Origin of the sequence: Paenirhodobacter sp. CAU 1674 (genome assembly GCF_029222945.1) — a bacterium.
GTDB lineage: Bacteria > Pseudomonadota > Alphaproteobacteria > Rhodobacterales > Rhodobacteraceae > Rhodobacter.
Window position 1 is genome coordinate 230533 of record NZ_JARHUH010000006.1, and the last position, 20654, is coordinate 251186.

Annotated in this window: 21 protein-coding genes and 1 tRNA gene; 8 read left to right on the forward strand and 14 right to left on the reverse strand. The window is 62.4% G+C overall.

The window, feature by feature from the left end:
• Position 1 precedes the first annotated feature (1 nt).
• From pstB to tsaD, 9 genes are all read right to left on the reverse strand, one after another.
• Positions 2–799 (reverse strand): phosphate ABC transporter ATP-binding protein PstB, encoded by a 798-nt coding sequence (gene pstB, locus P2G62_RS10700; protein ID WP_275734889.1) that lies wholly within the window; start codon positions 797–799, stop codon positions 2–4.
• Between the two features lie 12 nt (positions 800–811).
• Positions 812–2146: a phosphate ABC transporter permease PstA gene (pstA, locus tag P2G62_RS10705; protein ID WP_275734892.1), complete on the reverse strand. Its 1335-nt coding sequence runs from the start codon at positions 2144–2146 to the stop codon at positions 812–814.
• Positions 2143–3603, reverse strand: coding sequence for a phosphate ABC transporter permease subunit PstC (gene pstC, locus P2G62_RS10710; protein ID WP_275734893.1), 1461 nt, complete (start codon positions 3601–3603; stop codon positions 2143–2145). The genes pstA and pstC overlap by 4 nt, the downstream gene beginning before the upstream one ends.
• Positions 3604–3660: 57 nt before the next feature.
• On the reverse strand, positions 3661–4701 hold the full coding sequence (locus tag P2G62_RS10715) for a substrate-binding domain-containing protein (RefSeq protein WP_275734894.1): 1041 nt from the start codon (positions 4699–4701) through the stop codon (positions 3661–3663).
• A 117-nt stretch (positions 4702–4818) separates the two neighbouring features.
• Positions 4819–5442, reverse strand: a complete 624-nt coding sequence (locus P2G62_RS10720) for a CbiX/SirB N-terminal domain-containing protein (protein ID WP_275734895.1) — start codon at positions 5440–5442, stop codon at positions 4819–4821.
• A 381-nt stretch (positions 5443–5823) separates the two neighbouring features.
• A complete protein-coding gene (locus tag P2G62_RS10725) occupies positions 5824–6243 on the reverse strand; it encodes an EVE domain-containing protein (protein ID WP_275734941.1) in 420 nt (139 codons plus the stop codon).
• Positions 6243–6512, reverse strand: a complete 270-nt coding sequence (locus P2G62_RS10730) for a YciI family protein (protein ID WP_275734942.1) — start codon at positions 6510–6512, stop codon at positions 6243–6245. Before P2G62_RS10730 ends, P2G62_RS10725 begins: the two co-directional genes overlap by 1 nt.
• A 2-nt stretch (positions 6513–6514) precedes the next feature.
• On the reverse strand, positions 6515–7471 hold the full coding sequence (locus P2G62_RS10735) for an NAD(P)H-dependent glycerol-3-phosphate dehydrogenase (RefSeq protein ID WP_275734896.1): 957 nt from the start codon (positions 7469–7471) through the stop codon (positions 6515–6517).
• Positions 7468–8562: a tRNA (adenosine(37)-N6)-threonylcarbamoyltransferase complex transferase subunit TsaD gene (tsaD, locus tag P2G62_RS10740; RefSeq protein WP_275734897.1), complete on the reverse strand. Its 1095-nt coding sequence runs from the start codon at positions 8560–8562 to the stop codon at positions 7468–7470. Before tsaD ends, P2G62_RS10735 begins: the two co-directional genes overlap by 4 nt.
• Positions 8563–8634: 72 nt before the next feature.
• On the opposite strand from tsaD, the gene P2G62_RS10745 reads away from it, so the two are divergent.
• The 4 genes from P2G62_RS10745 to P2G62_RS10760 all read left to right on the forward strand — a co-directional run bounded on the left by P2G62_RS10745 (position 8635) and on the right by P2G62_RS10760 (position 12596).
• Positions 8635–9360: a uroporphyrinogen-III synthase gene (locus P2G62_RS10745; protein ID WP_275734898.1), complete on the forward strand. Its 726-nt coding sequence runs from the start codon at positions 8635–8637 to the stop codon at positions 9358–9360.
• Positions 9361–9546: 186 nt separating this feature from the next.
• Positions 9547–10752, forward strand: coding sequence for a hypothetical protein (locus P2G62_RS10750; RefSeq protein ID WP_275734899.1), 1206 nt, complete (start codon positions 9547–9549; stop codon positions 10750–10752).
• Positions 10753–10762: 10 nt separating this feature from the next.
• Entirely contained in the window at positions 10763–12238 is a 1476-nt protein-coding gene (locus P2G62_RS10755; protein WP_275734900.1) for a heme biosynthesis HemY N-terminal domain-containing protein, read from the forward strand.
• 282 nt (positions 12239–12520) lie between these two features.
• Positions 12521–12596: transfer RNA gene (locus tag P2G62_RS10760), tRNA-Thr, on the forward strand.
• 97 nt (positions 12597–12693) lie between these two features.
• On the opposite strand, the gene P2G62_RS10765 is transcribed toward P2G62_RS10760, so the two are convergent.
• The 5 genes from P2G62_RS10765 to P2G62_RS10785 all read right to left on the reverse strand — a co-directional run bounded on the left by P2G62_RS10765 (position 12694) and on the right by P2G62_RS10785 (position 17304).
• Positions 12694–14934 carry a hypothetical protein gene (locus P2G62_RS10765; RefSeq protein ID WP_275734901.1) on the reverse strand — a complete coding sequence of 747 codons (2241 nt, stop codon included), beginning with the start codon at positions 14932–14934 and terminating at the stop codon, positions 12694–12696.
• Positions 14931–15800, reverse strand: coding sequence for a flagellar motor stator protein MotA (gene motA, locus P2G62_RS10770; protein ID WP_275734902.1), 870 nt, complete (start codon positions 15798–15800; stop codon positions 14931–14933). The genes P2G62_RS10765 and motA overlap by 4 nt, the downstream gene beginning before the upstream one ends.
• A 61-nt stretch (positions 15801–15861) precedes the next feature.
• Complete coding sequence (locus P2G62_RS10775) at positions 15862–16449, reverse strand: hypothetical protein (RefSeq protein WP_275734903.1); 588 nt, start codon at positions 16447–16449, stop codon at positions 15862–15864.
• Positions 16446–16805: a hypothetical protein gene (locus P2G62_RS10780; protein ID WP_275734904.1), complete on the reverse strand. Its 360-nt coding sequence runs from the start codon at positions 16803–16805 to the stop codon at positions 16446–16448. Before P2G62_RS10780 ends, P2G62_RS10775 begins: the two co-directional genes overlap by 4 nt.
• A 10-nt stretch (positions 16806–16815) precedes the next feature.
• Positions 16816–17304 carry a flagellar basal body-associated FliL family protein gene (locus tag P2G62_RS10785; protein ID WP_275734905.1) on the reverse strand — a complete coding sequence of 163 codons (489 nt, stop codon included), beginning with the start codon at positions 17302–17304 and terminating at the stop codon, positions 16816–16818.
• A 121-nt stretch (positions 17305–17425) separates the two neighbouring features.
• Here P2G62_RS10785 and fliF point away from each other — a divergent pair, with 121 nt between their 5' ends.
• From fliF to fliP, 4 genes are read left to right on the forward strand one after another with little or no spacing between them, the layout of a single operon-like run.
• A complete protein-coding gene (fliF, locus tag P2G62_RS10790) occupies positions 17426–19054 on the forward strand; it encodes a flagellar basal-body MS-ring/collar protein FliF (protein WP_275734906.1) in 1629 nt (542 codons plus the stop codon).
• Positions 19051–19647 carry a flagellar biosynthesis protein gene (locus tag P2G62_RS10795; protein ID WP_275734907.1) on the forward strand — a complete coding sequence of 199 codons (597 nt, stop codon included), beginning with the start codon at positions 19051–19053 and terminating at the stop codon, positions 19645–19647. The genes fliF and P2G62_RS10795 overlap by 4 nt, the downstream gene beginning before the upstream one ends.
• Positions 19640–19924 carry a FliM/FliN family flagellar motor switch protein gene (locus P2G62_RS10800; RefSeq protein WP_275734908.1) on the forward strand — a complete coding sequence of 95 codons (285 nt, stop codon included), beginning with the start codon at positions 19640–19642 and terminating at the stop codon, positions 19922–19924. Before P2G62_RS10795 ends, P2G62_RS10800 begins: the two co-directional genes overlap by 8 nt.
• A 3-nt stretch (positions 19925–19927) precedes the next feature.
• On the forward strand, positions 19928–20647 hold the full coding sequence (gene fliP, locus P2G62_RS10805) for a flagellar type III secretion system pore protein FliP (RefSeq protein WP_275734909.1): 720 nt from the start codon (positions 19928–19930) through the stop codon (positions 20645–20647).
• Positions 20648–20654: the final 7 nt, after the last annotated feature.

The following is a 20654-nucleotide window of genomic DNA, read 5'->3' on the forward strand; positions in this document are numbered from 1 at the left end:
ATCAGCCGATCCGGCCGGTGATGTAGCTTTCGGTGCGCGGATCTTTCGGGTTGGTGAAGATCTGCGCCGTTTCGCCGTATTCGACGAGGTTCCCGAGGTGGAAGAAAGCGGTCCGCTGGCTGACCCGCGCGGCCTGTTGCATCGAGTGGGTCACGATCACCACCGAGAAGTTCTCGCGCAGCTCGTCGATCAGTTCCTCGACCTGTGCGGTTGCGATCGGGTCGAGCGCCGAGCAGGGCTCGTCCATCAGCAACACCTCGGGCGAGGTCGCGACGGCGCGCGCGATGCACAGGCGCTGCTGCTGGCCGCCCGACAGGCCGGTGCCCGGGGCATCCAGACGGTCCTTGACCTCGTTCCACAGGGCGGCCTTGCGCAGGCTGGCCTCGACCACCTCGTCCAGCTCGGATTTGGAGCGGGTCAGGCCGTGGATCTTCGGGCCATAGGCCACGTTGTCATAGATCGACTTTGGGAAGGGGTTCGGCTTCTGGAACACCATCCCCACCTTGGCGCGCAGCTGCACCGGGTCGACCTTCTTGTCATAGATGTCTTCGCCGTCCAGCAGGATGTCGCCCTCGACGCGGCAGATGTCGATGGTGTCGTTCATCCGGTTCAGGCAGCGCAGGAAGGTCGACTTGCCACAGCCCGAGGGGCCGATGAAGGCAGTAACCGTCTTGTCGAGGATATCGACGCTGACGTCCTTGATTGCATGGGTGGTGCCGTAAAAGACCTGCACGCCCGTAGCCGCGATCTTGATTTCATTGCTGTCCACGGCTCTCTCCGTCAAGCTCATGTCGTTCATCGGTCGGTTTCCTTACCAGCGCCGTTCAAAGCGGCGACGCAGAATGATTGCCATCAGGTTCATCACCAGCAGGAATACCATCAGCACGATGATGGCCCCGGACGCGCGTTCGATAAAGGCCGGATCTGCCCGCTGGGTGAAGTTGTAGACCTGCACGGGCAGGGCGGCGGCGGGGTCCATGAAGCCTTCGGGCGGGGCAGCGGGGTAGTCGCGCACGAAGGCGACCATGCCGATCAACAGAAGCGGTGCGGTTTCGCCAAGCGCCTGGGCCAACCCGATGATGGTGCCGGTCAGGATGCCCGGCATCGCCAGCGGCAGAACGTGATGGAACACGGTCTGCATCTTCGACGCGCCGATCCCCAGTGCCGCATCCTTGATCGAGGGCGGAACCGCCTTCAGCGCGGCGCGGGTCGCGATGATGATGGTGGGCAGGGTCATCAGCGTCAGCACCAGCCCACCCACGATCGGCGAGGATTGCGGCAGGCCAGCAAAGTTGATGAACACCGCAAGGCCCAGGATACCGAACACGATCGAGGGCACTGCCGCCAAGTTCGAGATGTTCACCTCGATCAGGTCGGTGAAGCGGTTCTTGGGCGCGAATTCCTCAAGATAGATCGAGGCGGCCACGCCCAGCGGAAGCGACAGCACCAGCACGATCAGCATCATGTAGGCCGACCCCAGGATCGCGACGCCCAGACCCGCAGCCTCGGGGCGCAGTTCCGAGGCGTCGGGCCCGAAGATGAATCCCCAGTTGAATTTCATCGCCATCATGTCCTTGGCGCGCATCGCATCGGCCAGCTGCAGCTGTTCGGGGCTGACGTTGCTGTCCAGGGCTGCGCTTTCCATCGTCACGCGGCCCTTGAAATAGCCGTCGATGCGACCGTTGGCATAGGCGTCGAAGGTCACCGTCTGGCCGATCAGATCGGGGTTGGCCAACACCATGTTGCGCAGTTGCGCGGGCGCCTCTTTCGAGATCAGGCCGCCGATGTCCTTGGCTTTCATCCCCTCGGGATGCATGCCTTTTTCCGTCAGTTCGGCCACCAGCGCGGCCTGCAGCAGGTTGCCGTAGCCGATAGTCGTGACCTTGGCCATTTCCGCGGGGTTGCGGTTGCCCTGCTTGTCCAGAACCTGTGCGTCCAGCGGCACGTTCAGCGTCACGAAGGTCTGGCGGAAGGCGCTGAGCCCCGAGCCCAGAACGGTGCTGAGCAGAACCACAAGCGCCAGCACGCCAAAGCCCACTGCCATCATGCCATAAACCCGGAAGCGCGCCTCGGCGGCATTGCGCCGTTTCGTCCGCGCATCGGTTTTATAGAGCGAACTGCGCATATTCGTCGCCTCTGCGGTCATTCGTATTGCTCCCGGTATTTGCGCACGATGAACAGCGCGAGGACGTTCAGCCCGAGGGTGAAGACAAACAGCGTCAGACCCAGCGCAAAGGCCACCAGCGTTTCGGGACTGGCGAATTCGGTGTCGCCGGTCAGCTGGCTGACGATCTTCACGGTGACGGTGGTCATCGCGTCGAACGGGTTGAGCGACATCTTCGCCGCGGCCCCCGCGCCCAGCACAACGATCATCGTTTCACCAATCGCGCGCGATGCGGCCAGCAGGATCGCGCCCACGATGCCCGGCAGGGCGGCGGGAAGGATCACCTGTTTCACGGTTTCCGATTGCGTCGCGCCCAAGCCATAGGAACCGTCGCGCATCGCCTGCGGCACCGCGTTGATGATGTCATCCGACAGCGAACTGACGAAGGGGATCAGCATGATGCCCATCACCAGACCTGCGGTCATCACCGAGCTGGAGGAAGAGCCGATGCCCAGCGGTTGGGCGAAATAGTCGCGCAGCATCGGGCCAACGGTAATCAGCGCAAACAGACCGTAAACGATGGTCGGGATGCCGGCTAGGATCTCGAGCAAGGGTTTGGCCACTGCACGGATGCGTTTGGACGCATATTCCGCCAGATAGATCGCGGCGAAAATGCCGACCGGCACCGAAACCAGAAGCGCGATGAGCGACACATAGAGCGTGCCCCACAACAGCGGCCAGATGCCCAGATCCGACCCGCCGCGGAACTGCGGGTTCCAGACCAGATTGAAGAAGAAATCCTTGGCCGGATAGAGTTTGAAGAAGTGGACCGTCTCGAACACCAGCGACAGGACGATGCCGGCGGTGGTCATGATCGCGACCAGCGAGGCGCCGATCAGCAGCGTCTTGACGAAGGCCTCCGTCACGTTGCGGGCGCGGAATTCGGGGCTGATCCGCGACAGGGCATAGGCCATGCCCGCCAGCGCCAGCACCAGCACCGCGCCGGTCATCAGCCAGCGGCCGGTCGTCGCCGCGCTGCGATATGTTTTCGCGGCCTGAAACACCGTGGGTTTCACATTGGCACCCAACGCAATGCCGACTTCGGCCAGACGGCCGCGCACATCGGAAAAATCGGCGCGCATGGCGTCCAGATCGGCCTCGCTCAGCGCGCCCTGCGCCAGAACCAGGTCAAGCCCGGTCGAGATCCGGCGGACATCGCTCATCACCAGATCCGCGTTGGAGCCTTCGGGAATGTCGGCGGCGGTAATCATCCCCGACACGCGCGATTCGATCAGCACCGGCTGCACCAGCAGCCAGCCTGCCAATAGCACCAGCGCGGGAATCGCCGTGAACAGGAAAACGGACTGCCCGTAATAACCGGGCAAGGAATGCAAACGCCGGGCATCACCCCCGGCCTTGGCCAGCGCGATGCGCCGCCCGATCAGATAACCCGCAACCGCCAGCGCGATCACGATCAGGGATAAAAGGCCAATGCTCATGGGGTATTCCAGCAGCAAAAGGAAAAGGTGGCGCCCGAAGGCGCCACCCGGGACGTTTTAGTTCAGCGGACCCATCGGGGTTTCGGCGGCAACCATCGCCTGGGTCGCGGCCAGTTCGGGGTCCGACACCAGACCGTACGCGGCCAGCGGGCCGTTCGGGCCAGCCATATCGTCCGACACGAAGAATTCGATGTATTCTTTCAGGCCGGGAATCACGCCCAGGTGCGCGTTCTTGACGTAGAAGTAGAGCGGACGCGACACCGGGTATTCGCCTTTGGCGATGGTTTCGGTCGAGGGAACGATCCCGTCCATGGTCGCAACGCGCAGCTTGTCGGTGTTGTTCTGATAGAACGACAGACCGAACACGCCGATGGCGTTCTTGTTGGCGTCGATGCGCGACAGGGTCTCGGTGTAGTCGCCGTCGATGTCAACCGACACACCATCGGTGCGCAGGTTCATACATTTCTTGGCGCCTTCCTTCTCGTCGCCGCCAGCAGCCGCAACGAACAGTTCCAGCGCGCCGGTGGCTTCACAGCCAGCTTCGATCACCTTGGTGTCGAACACTTCACGGGTGCCGTGCTTGGTGCCCGGGATGAAGGCCAGGATGTCCTGCGCGGGCAGGGCGGCGTTCACGTCGGCCCAGGTCTTGTTGGCGTTGGCAACCAGCGCACCGTCTTTCACGACTTCGGCGGCCAGGGCATTGTACCAGTCGGCCGGCGTGAAGGCGAATTCAGCGCCGTTGATGTCCGAGGCAAAGACGATCCCGTCATAGCCGATGCGGACTTCCATGATTTCGGTCACGCCGTTGGCGGCGCAGGTGTCGATGTCCGACTGCTTGATGCGCGACGACGAGTTCGCGATGTCGATGGTGTTTTCACCAACGCCTTCGCAGAGTTTCTTGCGGCCCGCACCCGAACCACCCGATTCCACGACCGGGGTCGGGAAGTCGAAGTTTTCGCCGAAGGCTTCGGCAACGATGGTGGCGTAGGGCAGCACGGTCGACGAGCCAGCCGACTGGATCTGGTCGCGGGCGAGGGCGCCCGAGGTCGAAGCGGCGATGATCGCCAGAGCCGACACGGTAAGTTTCACGGTTTTCATGGATCACTCCTGAACTTCTTGCACGGGCCAGTGGCGGCCTCGGCGCCCGTCCTAGGCGGTGCGCATGACGCTTATGCAAATGTTCTGTGACAGTTGTGTGACAAGCCCCGAGTCGGGTCAAGCATTCCCGATTGCGCGTGCGATCAACTGTGGCACCACGGGCTGTGCGCCAAGGGGCGGCAGCAGGGGGCCGCGAAACCCAGCCTGTTGCAAGGCCTCGGGAATATCGTCTTCGACATGCCCGGCCTGCAATGCAAAGAAGGGCAAGATCAGACCGCGTTCCGATTGTGCAGCGATGTCATGTAAAAACGGGGGTTCTTCGATCAGGGCCACGCGCACCCGCCAGAACGAGGTCAGGCCTCGTAACGCCTGCGCCATGTCATAAGCCGAATCCTTGGAGCGCCGCGCAACCCTGGAGCCATGCGCAACCAGGATCAGATCGCTTGCATCGGGGCTGAGCCCGGCGTTCCGGGCTGCCTCGATGCAGATCTGTGCGATGATTTCGGGCAGGGCGGGGTCTCGGCCCAGAGGCGGCAGCTGCCGCGCGCTTATGCCCAGCTCCGCGATCCGGCGCGGCAGTTCGCGGCGGGTGAACCAGCCTTCGGCCATGAACAACGGATAGATGATCGGGGCGCTCAGCCCGGAAAGGGCCCGCTCCAGCGATCCGGGGGTGGCCAGTGTGGCCCCGCGAATCGTGTCCTTGGGGCGCAGCGCGGCCACCTGCTGCGCCAGGTTCTGCAAGAATGCCTCTTGCGGTGCGGGCTCCGACGGGGAGCCATGAGCGATGATCACGACCTCTTTCATTTTCGCCAAGCTAGCGGCTTTGCCCGGGCGGGCAATGGGGTGGTGCCGCTGAAAGTGGTAAATCCCGGTGTGATGTGGAAGCCGTTAACACGAAATTACACTTAACATCATGTAATTGCTTAAAATTTTTTGGAGTATTAGATTGCAGAGAATCGTCTGCCAGAGTAGCACCAACCTAACGGCCAGTATGGCCAGGACCCGAATAGAGTTTCACATGTGGTGCGTCAGGGGAGCATGTGGGGTGAAGGAGGGTCCTGGTAGGGGTGCCGGGGCCCTCCGCGTATTTTGTGCGATTAATCGGGCCCCTATCCGCCCGTTTCAGGGATCAATGCCGCCCAGTTCGCAGACGATCTTCCATTCCTCTTCCGTCACCGGCTGCACCGACAGCCGCATGCTGGTCACCAGGGCCATCTCGCTCAGCCGCGGATCGTTCTTGACCTCGGCCAGTGTCACATGACGGGCCAGCGGACGCACCGCCTTGATGTCGACGCAGTCCCAACGCGGATCGTCGGTGGTCGAATCGGGGTGGCTTTCGGCGCAGACCTCGACGATTCCAACGATCTCTTTCCCGATGTTGGAGTGATAGAAGAACCCCTGATCGCCCAGCTTCATCGAACGCATGTTGTTGCGCGCCAGATAGTTGCGCACGCCGTCCCATTGTTCGCCCGCATCACCCCGGGCGACCTGCTGATCCCAGGACCATTTGTTGGGTTCGGATTTGAACAGCCATTTCGCCATCAGCCGATGACCTTCTTCCATTCGGTGACCGTGGCGCTTTCGAACAGGCCCGCGGCGGCATAGGGATCGCCCGCCGCCCAGGCCTGCGCGGCCTCCAGCGTGTCGGCTTCGACAATCACCAGCGATCCGCACATCTGCCCGTCTTCCAGGAACGGCCCGGCCATGCGCACGATGCCGGTTTCCTCGATATAGGCCAGATGCGCCGCGCGGGTATCCAGGCGGATCTGCAGGGCGCCGGGTTTGTCACGGCAAATAACGGCATAAAGCATGGTCATTCCTCTTTCAGGGGGCGCGCCATCAGTGCCTGAATGGCGTCGGATACGGTGATGCGGCTTTCGGTCAGGGCCGCGATCATTGCTGCGACCGGCATGTCGATTGCGTGCGTTTTGGCCAGAATAGACACTGCTTTTGCCGTCGCAACACCTTCGACTGTGGTTTTCGCGTCAAAACTTTCGCCTGCACCAAGCGCATGACCGAAGCGGAAGTTGCGCGATTGTGCAGAGGTGCAGGTCAGCACCAGATCGCCGAAACCGGACAGCCCGGCAAGGGTTTCGGGCCGGGCGCCCAGATGCGTGGCGATGCGGTTCATTTCCGCGAAACCGCGTGTCATCAGCGCGGCGCGCGCGGAATCGCCCAGACCCGCGCCAATCACCACGCCCGCCGCAATCGCGATCACGTTTTTCAACGCCCCGCCCAGTTCGGCGCCGGTGGTGTCTGTGGTCCGATACAGGCGCAGCGTCGGTGTGGACAGTTGTGCCTGCAACGCTTCGGCATCGGTCCTGCACGCGAGCGTCAGGGCGGTCGGCAACCCGCGCGCAATGTCGGCGGCAAAGCTCGGGCCGGTCAGAACCATTGCGCGGGCCGTGGGGCAGATCGCCTCGATCAGCGCGGTCGGCCCCTGTCCGCTGGCCAGATCAATGCCTTTGGAACAGGACACCAAGGTTTTCCCTGCAAGTGCCGTGGCGTGGGTGTTCAGAAAGCCGCCCATCTGCTGCATCGGCATGGCCAGCAACAGCACATCTGCCCGAAGCGCGCGGGCAATATCCGCCGTGACAGAGACGTTTTCGGGCAGTGTCGCGCCGGGCAGCCGTGCCGTATTCTGCCGGGTGCGCTGCATCTGCGTGGCTTGATCGGCGTTGCGCGCCCACAACTGCACCGGGCCGTTTTGCGCCAGCGTTATCGCCAGCGCCGTTCCAAAGGCCCCCGCGCCCAGTATCGCGATGCTCATGCTTTGGCCCCCTTCTTCCCCGACCCCAACAGGGCCGGGGCGCTTTGATCGAGCGGCCAGCGGGGCCGGGCGCTCAGGCTCATGTCGTCACGGGCGCCACGCCGGAAGCGTTCGATCCCCGCGAATGCGATCATCGCGGCGTTATCGGTGCACAGCGCCAGCGGTGGGGCCAGGAACGTCGCGCCGAATTCCTGCGAAACAGTCTCTAACCTTGTCCGAATGGCCTGATTTGCGGCAACGCCCCCGGCCACGGCAAGTGTCGGTTGCGCCGGTGCGTGGTCCATATACTGCGCCAAGGCGCGGCGCGATTTTTCGGCCAGAACATCGGCCACGGCCGCCTGAAAACCCGCGCACATATCGGCCCGGGTCTTTCGCGGCAGGCCACCATGTTCGGCCACAACCGCATCGCGGGCGCGCAGAAGGGCGGTTTTCAGCCCGGAAAACGACATGTCGCAGCCGGGCCGATCCAGCAGCGGGCGAGGGAAAGCAAAGGCTTTCGGATCGCCCGTGCGCGCCTCGGCCTCGACTGCCGGGCCGCCGGGTTGCGGCAGGCCCAGCAATTTCGCGGTCTTGTCGAAGGCCTCGCCGGGTGCGTCGTCGATCGTGCCGCCCAGTCGGGTAAATTCTTCGGGGCCGTGGGCGATCAGGAACTGGCAATGCCCGCCCGAAACCAGCAGCATCAGATAGGGGAAGGCCACGTCATCGGTCAGCCGCGGGGTCAGCGCGTGGCCTGCCAGATGGTTCACACCCACCAGCGGCAGCCCCGCCCCCAGCGCCAGGCCCTTGGCACACATCACCCCCGACATCACGCCGCCGATCAGCCCGGGACCCGCCGTCACCGCGATACCGTCCAGATCGGTCAGCCGCAGCCCGCTTTTTTCCAGCGCTTCCTCGACGCATAGGTCCAGCTTTTCAGCATGGGCGCGGGCGGCGATTTCGGGGACGACCCCACCGAACGGGGCGTGCAGCGCGGTCTGACCCGCAACGACCGAGGCAAGGATCTGCGTGCCGTCGGGGCCGTCACGCACAATCGCTGCCGCGGTATCGTCGCAGCTCGATTCAAGGCCAAGAAAGGTCAGCACCTGTGTCATGTCGCTCCGGTTGCACCTGGGTTTCTTCGCAGGTAACACCGGGGCAGTGATCACACAATCCCGGGGCTGCCCTTGAGCGCGTCAGCCAAGACCCGTCCGACCCTGCTGTTGACCCGTCCAGAACCGGCCGCGCGGCGGTTTTGCGCGCAGTTTCGGGCACGGTTCGGCGAGGATTGGCCGGTTGTCATATCGCCGCTGATGCAGATCGTCGCGCGCCATCCGGTCTTGCCCGAGGCAGAGGCGGTGATTTTCACGTCACAAAATGCCGTGGCGCCCTTCGTGGCGCTGTCGCCGGCCGCAGGGCGCGTCGCGTTTTGCGTGGGCCAAAAGACCGCGCAGGTGGCGCGTGCGGCGGGGTTTTCCGTGATCGAAGGTCCGGGCGATGCGCAGGCTCTGGTGCCACTGATCCGGGCGCATCATCATGGCGCAGCCTTGCTGCATGCGCGCGGCCAGGAGGTTGCCGTGGCTTTGGCGGATTTGCTGAATTCGGCAGGAATAGAGACGAAAGAGGCCGTTCTTTATGCGCAAGAGCCGCGCCCGCTGAGCGCCGAGGCGCGCGCGCTTTTGCAGCAGCCCGCCCCGGTTCTGCTGCCGTTGTTTTCGCCGCGCAGTGCGGAATTGATGGCGCAGGCGGCCCTGGGGGTGAAGGCGCCGCTCTGGGTTGCTGCGATCAGCCCGGCGGTGGTGCGGGCCATGGGTGACCTGCCAGCGGCACAGGTGGATGTGGCGCACAACCCTGATGCCGAGGCGGTGCTGGAGGCCCTGGCACGACTCGCTGGACTTGATAAGGCGGGTTGAGCCATTGCCCCGGGGTCACTAGATTGACAGGGTGACGCGCAATCTGCGCGCGAAGATGGAGGAGTAGCCGTGGCAAAACCCAGAACCCCAAAACCCGAAAACACCGAGGCTACGGCGGGGGAACCCATTGATAAGCAGAATGATCTTGCGGCGGCGCCGTCCGTCGATGCCCCGGCTGAGCCCGCGGTGATCATCACGCCCGCGCAGGAAGATATAGAGCCTGTGATCGCCCGGGAGCCGGAGACCGAAACGGAAAGCGCGACCACTGTCGAATCGCCCGTTTCCGAGCAACCCGAAGAGCCGGAGACGCCCGAGGTTCCGGCGCTAGAAGCCGTGCAGGAACCGGCGCCCGCACCGCAGACGTCTCAGCGCAGCGGGTTCTTTCCGCTGGTGCTGGGGGGGGTGATTGCGGCCGGTCTGGGTGCAGGGGGTGTGATTTATGCCTTGCCGCATTTGCCGCCCGCGATTCAGGCACTGTTGCCGCAGCAGCCGCAGGTTGATGAGGCGGGCCTGAAGGCCGCCATCGCCGCGCAGGCCGCAAAAACCGATACGCTGGCCGCAGATCTGGCCGCTGTCAAATCGACCCCGGTGCCCGTTGCCGATTTGACGGGCGTGCAAACTGCGCTGGACGAAGCCCAGGCTGCCGTGCGCGCGGTATCCGAGGCGCAGGCCGCACTGGAGGCCCGGATCACCGCCCTGGAAAAACGATCGCTCGACAGTGGCGCTGTGTCCGACGCGGGCCTGGCGGCGTTTCAGGCCGAACTGGATGCGTTGCGTGAACAGGTCGCGCAGAATGGCATGGTGAACAGTCAGGCGCAGGAACAGATCGCGATCGCCGCGCAAGAGGCGCAAAAGCGTATCGCCGAGGCAGAAGAGCAGGCCGGAAAGCTGCGTGCCGAAACCGAGGCAGCAGCACAGCGCACCATGGCGCAGGCGGCAATGGCCCGTCTGGGTGCGGCTATCGACAGCGGTGCGCCGACGGCTGCGGCGCTTGCCGATCTGCAGGCTGCCGGAGTTGCCGTGCCCGCGGAGCTGAGCGCAGATGTGCCCAGTTTGACGGCGCTGCAGGCAAGCTTCCCCGATGCCGCACGGGCGGCCCTGGCCGTGGCGCGCAAGGCTGCGGCGGGCGACAAGATCACGGACCGGATCGGGGCGTTCCTGTTGGCGCAGACCGGCGCACGTTCGCTTGAACCGCAAGAGGGCACGGACCCCGATGCGGTTCTGTCGCGGGCACAGGCGGCTGTGGACCGCGGCGATATTGCGGTAGCGCTGGGCGAGATCTCGGCCTTGCCCGAGGTGTCGCAGGCCGCGCTCTCCGATTGGATGGCACAGGCCCGGCAGCGTCAGGCGGCGACCGATGCGCTGGCCGCGCTTGGTCAATCGGTGAAATGAGGGGACAGCCATGATCTGGTCATTCGTTAAAATCGCGCTGTTCCTCGTGGCGGTTGCCGCGCTGACAATGGGGGCCACCTACCTTGCCGAAAGCGGCGAGGGGGTACGGCTGATCCTGCTGGGCAAGGAATTCACGCTGGGGCCGCTGCAGGCGGTCATCGTGGCGCTTCTGACCTTTGTTGCGGTCTGGGTTCTGTTGAAGGCAGTGGGCCTGATCGTGGCGTTTTTGCGATTCCTGAACGGCGATGAAACCGCGATCAGCCGCTATTTCGACCGCAATCGCGAACGCAAAGGCTATGAGGCGCTGGCCGAGGGGCTGATGGCGGTGGCCTCGGGCGAGGGGCGGCTGGCATTGTCGAAAGCTGCGCGGGCCGAACGGTTCCTGCAACGCCCCGAGTTGACCAACCTGCTGACGGCGCAGGCGGCCGAGGTGGCGGGCGATACAAAGATGGCGACCGCGGTCTACAAGCGTCTGCTCGGTGACGAGCGGACGCGCTTCGTGGGGGTGCGTGGCTTGATGAAGCAAAAGCTGGCCGAAGGCGACACCGACACGGCGCTGAAGCTGGCGGAAAAGGCCTATGCGCTGAAGCCCAAACACCAAGAGGTGCAGGACACGCTGCTGAAACTGCAGGCCGAGAAAGGCGACTGGAAGGGCGCGCGTGATGTGCTGAGCACAAAACTCCGGCAGGGTCTGTTGCCGAAGGATGTGCATAAACGCCGTGATGCGGTTCTGGCCCTGCAAGAGGCCAAGGGTGTGCTGGATGAAGGCGCGACCGTCGAGGCGCGCGAAGCGGCAATTGCGGCCAACAAATCCTCTCCGGATCTGATCCCGGCGGCGGTGATGGCGGCGCGGGCCTATATCGCGAAGGGCAACGCGAAACATGCCGCGCGGGTGCTGCACAAGGCATGGGAGGCGCAGCCGCATCCCGACCTGGCTGCGGCCTATGCCGAAATCGCGCCCGATGAATCGCCGGCCCAGCGGCTTAAACGTTTTGAAAAGCTGCTGGCGTTGCGCCCGGATCACGAAGAAACGCGCCTGTTGCAGGCCGAGCTGAACATCGCCGCCGAGGATTTTCCCGCCGCACGGCGCGCGCTGGGCGATCTGGCGGAAGTGCATCCGACAGCGCGGGTCTTGACGATCATGGCTGCGGTCGAACGCGGGGAGGGGGCAGATGATGCGGTGGTGCGCGGTTGGCTGACGCGCGCATTGAGTGCCCCGCGTGGCCCGCAGTGGTGTTGCGACAAGTGTCAGAACATTCAGGCGGAGTGGAGCCCGGTTTGCGACAATTGCGGCGGTTTCGACACATTGAGCTGGCGTGAGCCGGTCCAGGGTGCAGTGCCTTTGCCTCATGGGGCAGAGATGCTGCCGCTGATCGTGGGTCAGCCGACAACGGCGGATGAGCATGACGATCCGGTGGATATTGAATCGATTGTTGATGCGGATTTGATCCTTGACGCCGAAACGCGGGACGGCAAGACGCCCTGAGCCAAGGGCAGAACTGGCAATCGCCGCGTGACATGATGTCCGCGGCGATTGTCGGGTCTGGGGGCGTGGGGTCTTTGGCTGTGAATGCCGCCCCAAATTCTATTGTGTGGCGCGTTTTCCTGCCTTGCGCTTCGAAGCCCGAGCGTTTAAACGCCTCAGCACACAGATCGCTCGTCCCGCGACACTTTTGTGCCCTGCGCACAATGCCGGTTTCGGGGCTTGAAATCATCAACGGAACACCCAGCACGTTCCGATCGGATTTCAAGACAGTAGAGCGCAGGCGCCGGTGTAGCTCAGCTGGTAGAGCACGTCATTCGTAATGATGGGGTCGGGGGTTCGAGTCCCTTCACCGGCACCAGTTTCATCAAGGCCCCTGATCTTGTTCGTCCCTGAGCGGTCGCAATTGTGGCCCATTGTTTTGGCCATTGTGGCGCCGGTTTTGAATGTGCTTGCGGTTAACGAGGCGTTTCCAGCTCGTGCAACAGAGCCTGCAACGCTTCTCGTTGGGATTGGCTTTTCTCGATCAGGGCGCGTGACCGGGCAAGCATCCCCGTTGTTTCGGGGTCGATTGACTCTGAGGCTGCGGTTTCGCGGGGCTCAAGGTCGAACGCTGCAAGGAAGTTTTTCTCCGCCGCGCTCCCCGAAACTGCAATGGTTTGCCAATCCGCGCTTCGCCAGGCCTCGGTGGTTTCTGCGACGACATCGCCAGTTTTCAGGAATTCGTTCTTGGCAGCGGCGTGTTCTCCCAGCATTTGCAAGGCTTTGCCGCGCAGTTGGCTGGCTTCGGGCGCCGAGATTTCCGACAGGTGGGCAAGCGTTGCCGGGGCATCACGTTCTTCAAGTGCCGCGCGCGCAAGCAAGATGCGTCCTTGCTCGGAATGTAAGGCATCCGGGCCCAGAACCTCTCTGGCGCTGGTGGCAAATCCCAGAGTGATCAGCCGGGCGGCAAGTGCGTTCCGCACGGGTTGTCGTAACCCTTGCTCGGCAGCCTGTCGCTTGTGGGCATAATAGGCCTTCAGAAACAACTGATCGTCGGGCACGACCGACAGGAGCTGGAAAAGGTCGGAAACGGTTGTCTCCTTGAGGGGGCTCTGCCTCTGCTCCGGCCATTTTTCCATGGCTGAAAATGCTTCGGTGAAACGGCCCACCGAACCGAGGCCGAGGCTGTGGGCGCGCAGAAGTGCCAAACCCTCATCGCTATCCCGGAGTTCAAATGCCAACGCCCCGGCGTTTTCTGTGGTGGCATCATCAATGGGGTCGCCGCGCCTTATTCGCTCGTTGATGTAAAGGACGATGGCCTCGGAGGCGTGGTTCGTATTTTCGTTGATGACCGGTTCAAGATGCTTTTCGGCCTGTAGCGCCGCGTCTGCGGCAACCTCAAGCCGCGCATCCATAAGGTCCATGGCATTGCCCGGGTTTTCGGGTGCGCGCGCAAGTGCAGAACGAATGGATTCCGCGATATCCGGTGCGCCAAGATCAATCAGTTTTCTGACCAGGTCCGGCCCGAAAAGTTTGCGATGAATATATGGAAGAGATGAAAAGGCACGTTGCACGGCGCCAAAGCGAACCGCATCGGGCAAGGCCTGATCCGAGGCCCCCAGCAGGGCCCACATCGCCACATCGCCATCACAATTGGCCATGGAAAGTATGGACGAATCGGGCGCAACGGGATTGGAGTCGATCACCGACGCCATGAACCGAATTGCCTCGGTCGCTTCGCTGCTGCTGTCCATCGTCTGCGCGAGGTGCCAGGCTTCCACGCCAAAGCTCAGCGTGAGATAGGTTCTGGCCAGGTTGAGAACGGCGTCGGGATTCGGGGTATCGAATTCCCCGACCAGATCCCGGCGGGCTTTGCCGATCTGCTCTGCCGGGGATGCGTCTTCAAGCCATCCTGCCATGTTGAACAATCCATCCGGGTAGCAACGTTTCCCTTGCCCTGTCAGGTCGTCCGATAGGCCTGCAGAAAAGGTATCGCGGTCGATTGCAGTCTGTGAACGAATCGCGATGTGATCGTTTGGAAGTGGCAAGACGGCCGGTAGCCCGTGTTCTTTCTGGCTAGGCCGCGTCCGCTCAGAAGCAGAAGCTGCCGGCGGTGACGGCATATCCAACCTGATCAGGCCCTGCGCGGCGGCGCGGGCCAGCTGTGCGATCAGTTCTCTTTCAGCCTGCTGGACACGAGGGTCAGGCAAGGCAATGGTTGTTGTGCGCGATTGATCAGATGGCGTTTTGGATTTTTCATCCGAACGGTCCCGCCAATAAAGAGATAAATAGGATTCCGGAGAGGCAGGCGCCCTTTCGATTTTTTTGGGTGCCGCCAAGGTTCTGAGGGGGGCGGTTTGGGGTGAGGTGACAAAATCGACCACAACGGCGCCCGACGAGAGTTCGAAGGCCTCCGCGCGAATGTCGTCGCCTGCCTCGATCAGGACGGATGAAGCGGGGTCTACCTGGGAAATTGACCTGATCCGATCTTTTGGAATGTATCGGAACACGTTCGAGAAATCGAAGGTCAGATCCGTGCGATCGAAGCTGACACGAAAATCAGTCCCGCTCTCGATCAAGGACCATTTCGTTTGTGATGGGAGCAGGAAGACGAGTCGTGAAAAGTCTTCATGTTCGCCGGAACGCACGGTGACCTGCAGGGCCGCGGCTGGGGACATAACGAGGACGAGCAGAATGGCGAGGATGCGTGCGATCATGCCGCCTCCGACTTCACGGCTTTCAGAGCTTCTTCGAGGTCGGAAAAGCTCGGCCGGATGTGATGCGGGGTATTTTGACGGCCGACTTCGATGCAAATGTTGGTGGCGTGATTGTGCAGATTTGCGACCAGAACCTCACGGATCAATTTGTAAAAATGGCTGTCTTCGTCGATGACAGCCTTCATGCGTGTTGCGAAGGGGCCGATGAACCCATAGGCCAGAAACACGCCCAGAAACGTTCCGACCAACGCGCCGCCGATCATTTTTCCCAGAATTTCAGGTGGTTGATCAATGGAGGCCATGGTCTTGATGACCCCGAGAACAGCGGCGACGATGCCGAGAGCGGGCATTGCGTCAGCAACGGACTGCATCGCATGGCTGGAATGCATCGCGTGATGGTAATTTGCCTCGAGTTGCTTTTCGAGAACCTCTTCGACCTGGTGCGGGTCGTCATAGTTCATCGAGGCCGAGCGCATCGTGTCACAGATCATCTCGACCGCTTCGTGATCGTGAAGGATCTTCGGATATTTCCCGAAGATTGAAGAGTTCTCGGGGGCTTCGATGTGTTCCTCGATGGCAACGGGGTTCTGCCGGGCGAGGCGGATCAACTCGAACAGCAGGCACAGAAGATCGCGATAATCGGCGGGTTTCCACTTCGGCCCCTTGAACACCTTTCCGATGTCTTTCATCGTATGTTTGATTGCTGCCATGTCGTTGGACAGGACGAATGCGCCGGCCGCGGCACCGCCGATCATGATGAGTTCGAACGGCAGCGATTTCAGGATGATCCCCATCTTGCCGCCAGCTGCGACATAGCCGCCGAACACCATCGCGAAGATGATGACAATGCCGATAATCCCAACCATTGGGCTGCCTCCGTTCGTTTTGCCGAGTCTCGCAGATCCGATTTAACAAATGCTGATCGACTCAGTTTTTCGGTGCATTGGCATTCCGCCCCGCCATCAGGACACTGATCGTATAGGCGACCTTGGGGTCCACACCGGCCATGATGGCCGCGGCCGCATCGGGGCGCATCCGTGCCATGAAACCCGCCGCGAATTCAGGCGCCATTTCCTCGAACAGGCGTGCGGCGTCCTTGGGCTTCATGTTTTCATAAAGCGTGACCAGTCGGGCGACGTCTTCATCGGCGGCCTTCTCGGCAATCGAAACGGTTTTCGCCAGTTCGTCTTCGGCGGCACGCAGGGCTGCGAGACGCTCTTCCATGCGCTTCTCGGCCAATTGAAGCGCCTGAGTGCGGTCGGTCATCAGGCCCTCGCGCTCGATGACGCGCTGTTCCCGGCGCTGAACTTCGTCAAGCAGCGCCATCACCCCGGCATCGGTTGTGCATTCGTTACCCTGAGGCTCCTGTGCGGCACTGCTTGCACGGGCGAAGGCGAGGCCCGCGCCATCTGTCAGGCGCAGCACCGCGGACCCGACAAACAGCGCCATGATCATTATCAGGCTGCTGCGGCCGAGCCAGCGTTTGCGCTTCTTGCGAACGGCCGGAGCTGTCATTCGGCGGCCTCCATGTCGGAATAACGCGCCCGGCGTCGCAGGACGCGCTGGCGACGGCCTTCATGGTCAGCATCAGGCAGGTCGTGCAGGGCCGCGAGCATCAGTTCCAGCCGCTCGGCGCCCTGTTCGGCGCGGGCGGTCAGGGCCGTGAGCTGTTCGGCAGAACCGGCCGCCGTCGTCTGCGCGCGGTTCAGCGCCCTGGTCATGTCATCCACCTGAGCAGAGAGCACGGCAATCGCCCCGCCCATTCCGTTTTCAAGCTGATTGAAGCGCTTCAGGCGCCGCGACAGAACGAAACAGTAAATAGCCGCGCCAAGAGCCCCGGCGCCCAGCATGATATCGGCGATGAGGTTCATGAATGCCTCCTCAATTCAGAACGAATTCGATGATCAGAAGGTCCCGCACACGGCCTTCGCCCACCACGATCTGCACCCGGCGCAACATTTGCGCACGCAATCGAATCAAGGCAGAAGGGTCTTCGAGATCCGAGATATCGACCGCGCGCAGATAGCCGTTCAGCACGTCCATCACGCGGGGTTTCAGATGTTCCACCTCTTTCTGATGTGCCAGTGGCACTTCGAGCTGGGCAGAAAACCGCAGGTGCCGCGCGCTTGATCCGTTCAGGGAAATCACCATCGGGTCCAGTGGAACAAAGGCGATTTCGGGCAGAGGCTCTGGCGTCGTTTCGTCGCCGTGGGCATTCGTTTCGGGATGGGCGGGGCCCAGAATCAGACCGGAATAGACGGCGTAAAACCCGCCGCCCCCCAAGGCCAACATCAACACAAGGCCAATGATCAAGGGCAGTTTCGATTTCTTTTTCGGAGCGTCTTCGGGCTCCGGCGCTGACTCAGCCATGGCATCACCGATTTCTTCGTTCCCGACACCTATAGCCACAGATCCACTAACCGATTGTTAAGGGCGATCTGAGAAAGGTGAGGGGACGACGGGGCAGAAGCCCGCTCAGAGGAGGTGCGTCTTGCAACAGATCATGGCCGTTTGGCAGGCTCTCGATACCCGCCGCCGCATCGTTGTTGTGGGCGCGACGGCTCTGATGTTTGCGGCGATTCTGACGGTGTCAGGCATGGCGTCCAGGCCAACGATGGCCTTGCTTTATGCCGGGCTGGAGGGGGCTCAGGCCGGGGAAATCGTGGCTGCACTGGAACAACGGGGCGCGGTCTATGAAATTCGAGGCGATTCGATTTATGTCGAAAATTCCCGGCGGGATGAGTTGCGGATGACGCTCGCGGCAGAGGGACTGCCGGCTGTTGGGGGCGCGGGGTATGAACTGCTCGATTCGCTGTCGGGGTTCGGGACGACCTCGCAGATGTTCGATGCCGCCTATTGGCGGGCGAAAGAGGGCGAGCTGGCCCGGACAATCGTTGCAAACCCGGCGATTCGCAGCGCGCGCGTGCATATCGCGCATCAGGGAAGCCAGCCGTTCCGCAAGGATTTGCGTCCGACGGCCTCGGTAACGGTTACCACGGCGAACGGCGGGCTTTCCCCGACTCATGCCAAAGCCCTGAAATATCTGATCGCGTCGGCCGTCTCCGGGATGCAGCCCGAGGATGTGTCGGTGATCGACGGCGCCGGGGGGCTGATTGCTGCTGGGGACGAGGCGGCCAGCGCCGTCGATGGCGAGGACCGGGCGACGGAGCTGAAGCGCAATGTCGAGCGGTTGCTCGAGGCCCGTGTCGGCTATGGCAATGCCGTGGTCGAAGTTTCGCTGCAAACCGTGACCGAGCGCGAGGCGATCACCGAGCGGCGTTTTGATCCGGACGGGCGAGTCGCGATCTCGACCGATACCGAAGAGCGGTCGAACAATTCGAACGACACCAAACCTGGGGCGGTGACTGTGGCCTCGAACCTGCCGGATGGACAGGCGGGCGCGGGTGGGCAGTCGCAAAGCCAGGTGTCGGAAACGCGTGAACGGACAAACTTCGAAGTGTCCGAGACGACGCGTGAAATCTTGCGCACGCCCGGCGCGATCAGGCGGCTAACGGTTGCGGTTCTGGTCGATGGTATCGAGAAAACCGATTCGACCGGCAGCACCGTCTGGGAGCCTCGCCCCGAGGAAGAGCTTGCGGCCCTGCGGGAACTGGTTGCGTCTGCCGTTGGTTTCGAAGAGGCGCGCGGAGATGTCATCACCTTGCGCTCCATGGCCTTTGAACCGGTGGTTGCCCAGGGCACCGAGGTTGGCAGCAGCCTGTTTTCACACGCCGGCATTGATGTGATGCAATTGATTCAACTGGTGGTGCTCTCGGTTGTGGCGCTGGTGCTGGGGCTTTTCGTGATGCGCCCCATTCTGACGCGGTCGGGCAGCGCCTCGACTCTCGCAGAATTGCCTGCGCCCACGGAGAACGTCGGAGGGTCGATGGCGTTGACCGGAGAGATCGACGACAGCGACATGTCGCCCGACGGCATGGAGCTGGTCTCCGATTTCGATATGGGCGGGCTGCAAATGCCGATGGCGATGGGCAATGCGTTCGGCGACGACGGGATGAATGACGATCCGGTCGTGCGGCTGAAACGCCTGATCGAGGAGCGGCAATCCGAAACCGTCGAGATCTTGAGGAACTGGATGGAAGACGGAGAGCGCGCCTCATGAGCAGCCGTTTCACACTCGAATCCTTCGAGGCGCCCGACCCCAAATCCGCACAATTGGAGCTTGACCCCGAGGAGTTCGAAAACGCCCGCCTGGCAGCTTTCGAGAAAGGCTACAGTGCCGGATGGGATGATGCCGTTGCCGCGCAGGACGCCGAAATGACCCGGCTGCGCGCCGATTTGGGGCAGAACCTGCAGGCGCTTGCCTTCACTTATCACGAGGCACGCCAGAACGTGCTGGAGGCGCTGCGTCCGCTGCTTGTCGACATGACGGCGAAAGTCCTGCCGATGGTCGCGCGTCAGGCCCTGGCGCCGGTCGTGGCCGAGCAGCTGATGCCTGTGGCCGAAAAACTGAGCGGGCAGCCGGTGACGGTCGTGGCGAGCCCCGCCGCCCTGCCTCAGATTCGCGATCTGCTGTCGGGCGAAACACGCCTGCCCCTGTCGTTCATCGCGGAACCCTCGCTGGCGGAAAGCCAAGTCTATCTGCGCTTTGCCGACACGGAAACGCAGATTGATCTGGATGGCGTGATCGGGGCCATCGGCGAAGCCATCACGACCTATTTTCAGGTAAAACAAGAGGAGCCGCACCATGGATGACGCCGCAAGACCCGATCCGCATTCGGGCAATCCATTCACACAGGTGCCGATCGAAATAACGATCTCGGTCGGCAAGGCGCGGCCGTTGGTGCGCGACCTGCTGCGGATGAAACGGGACTCCGTCATGCCGCTGGATCGTCGCGTCGATGACCCGGTTGAACTTTATGTCGGTGACAAGCTGATCGCGCGCGGTGAACTGACCGAGCTGGACGGCGACAGCACCGGGCAGCTGGCGGTGCGCCTGACCGAGGTCGTCGATTTGCAGAACGGGCTTTGACTCATGCGTTTGGGGTTGGTGGTAACCTTAATCCTGTTCGCCCTTCCGGTCTCGGCGCAGGATATTTCCTTGTCGCTGGGTGGGGAGGGCAGCCTGGCGGGGCGGTCGATGTTCATGATCGCAGCGATCACCTTGCTCAGCCTCGCCCCGGGGCTGGCGATCATGGTCACCTGCTTTCCCTTCATCGTCACCGTTCTGTCGATTTTGCGGCAGGCGCTGGGCCTGCAGCAATCGCCGCCGAACATGCTGATTGTCAGCCTGGCCCTGTTCCTGACCTGGTTCATCATGGAGCCGGTATTTACCGAAGGCTGGACAAACGGGGTCGAACCGCTGATGGCGGGCACGATTGATGTGCCGACGGCTTTTGAGCGCGGCATCACCCCGTTTCGCGGCTTCATGGCGAACCGCACCGACCCTGAAACCTTTTCGTCACTGGTCGCCTTGCGTGAAACAGCACCTTTCGAGGGCAAGATCAGTGATGCGCCGCTGGCGATGCTGGTGCCCTCGTTCATGCTGTCGGAAATCACGCGCGCCTTTGAAATCGGCTTTCTGGTCTTTCTGCCGTTTCTGATCATCGACCTTGTCGTTTCGGCGATTCTGATGTCGATGGGCATGATGATGGTGCCGCCAGCGGTGGTCGCGCTACCGTTCAAGCTCGCCTTCTTCGTGGTGGCGAATGGCTGGGTGCTGATTTCCGGGGCCTTGGTGCGCAGTTATTTCTGATGCCGGG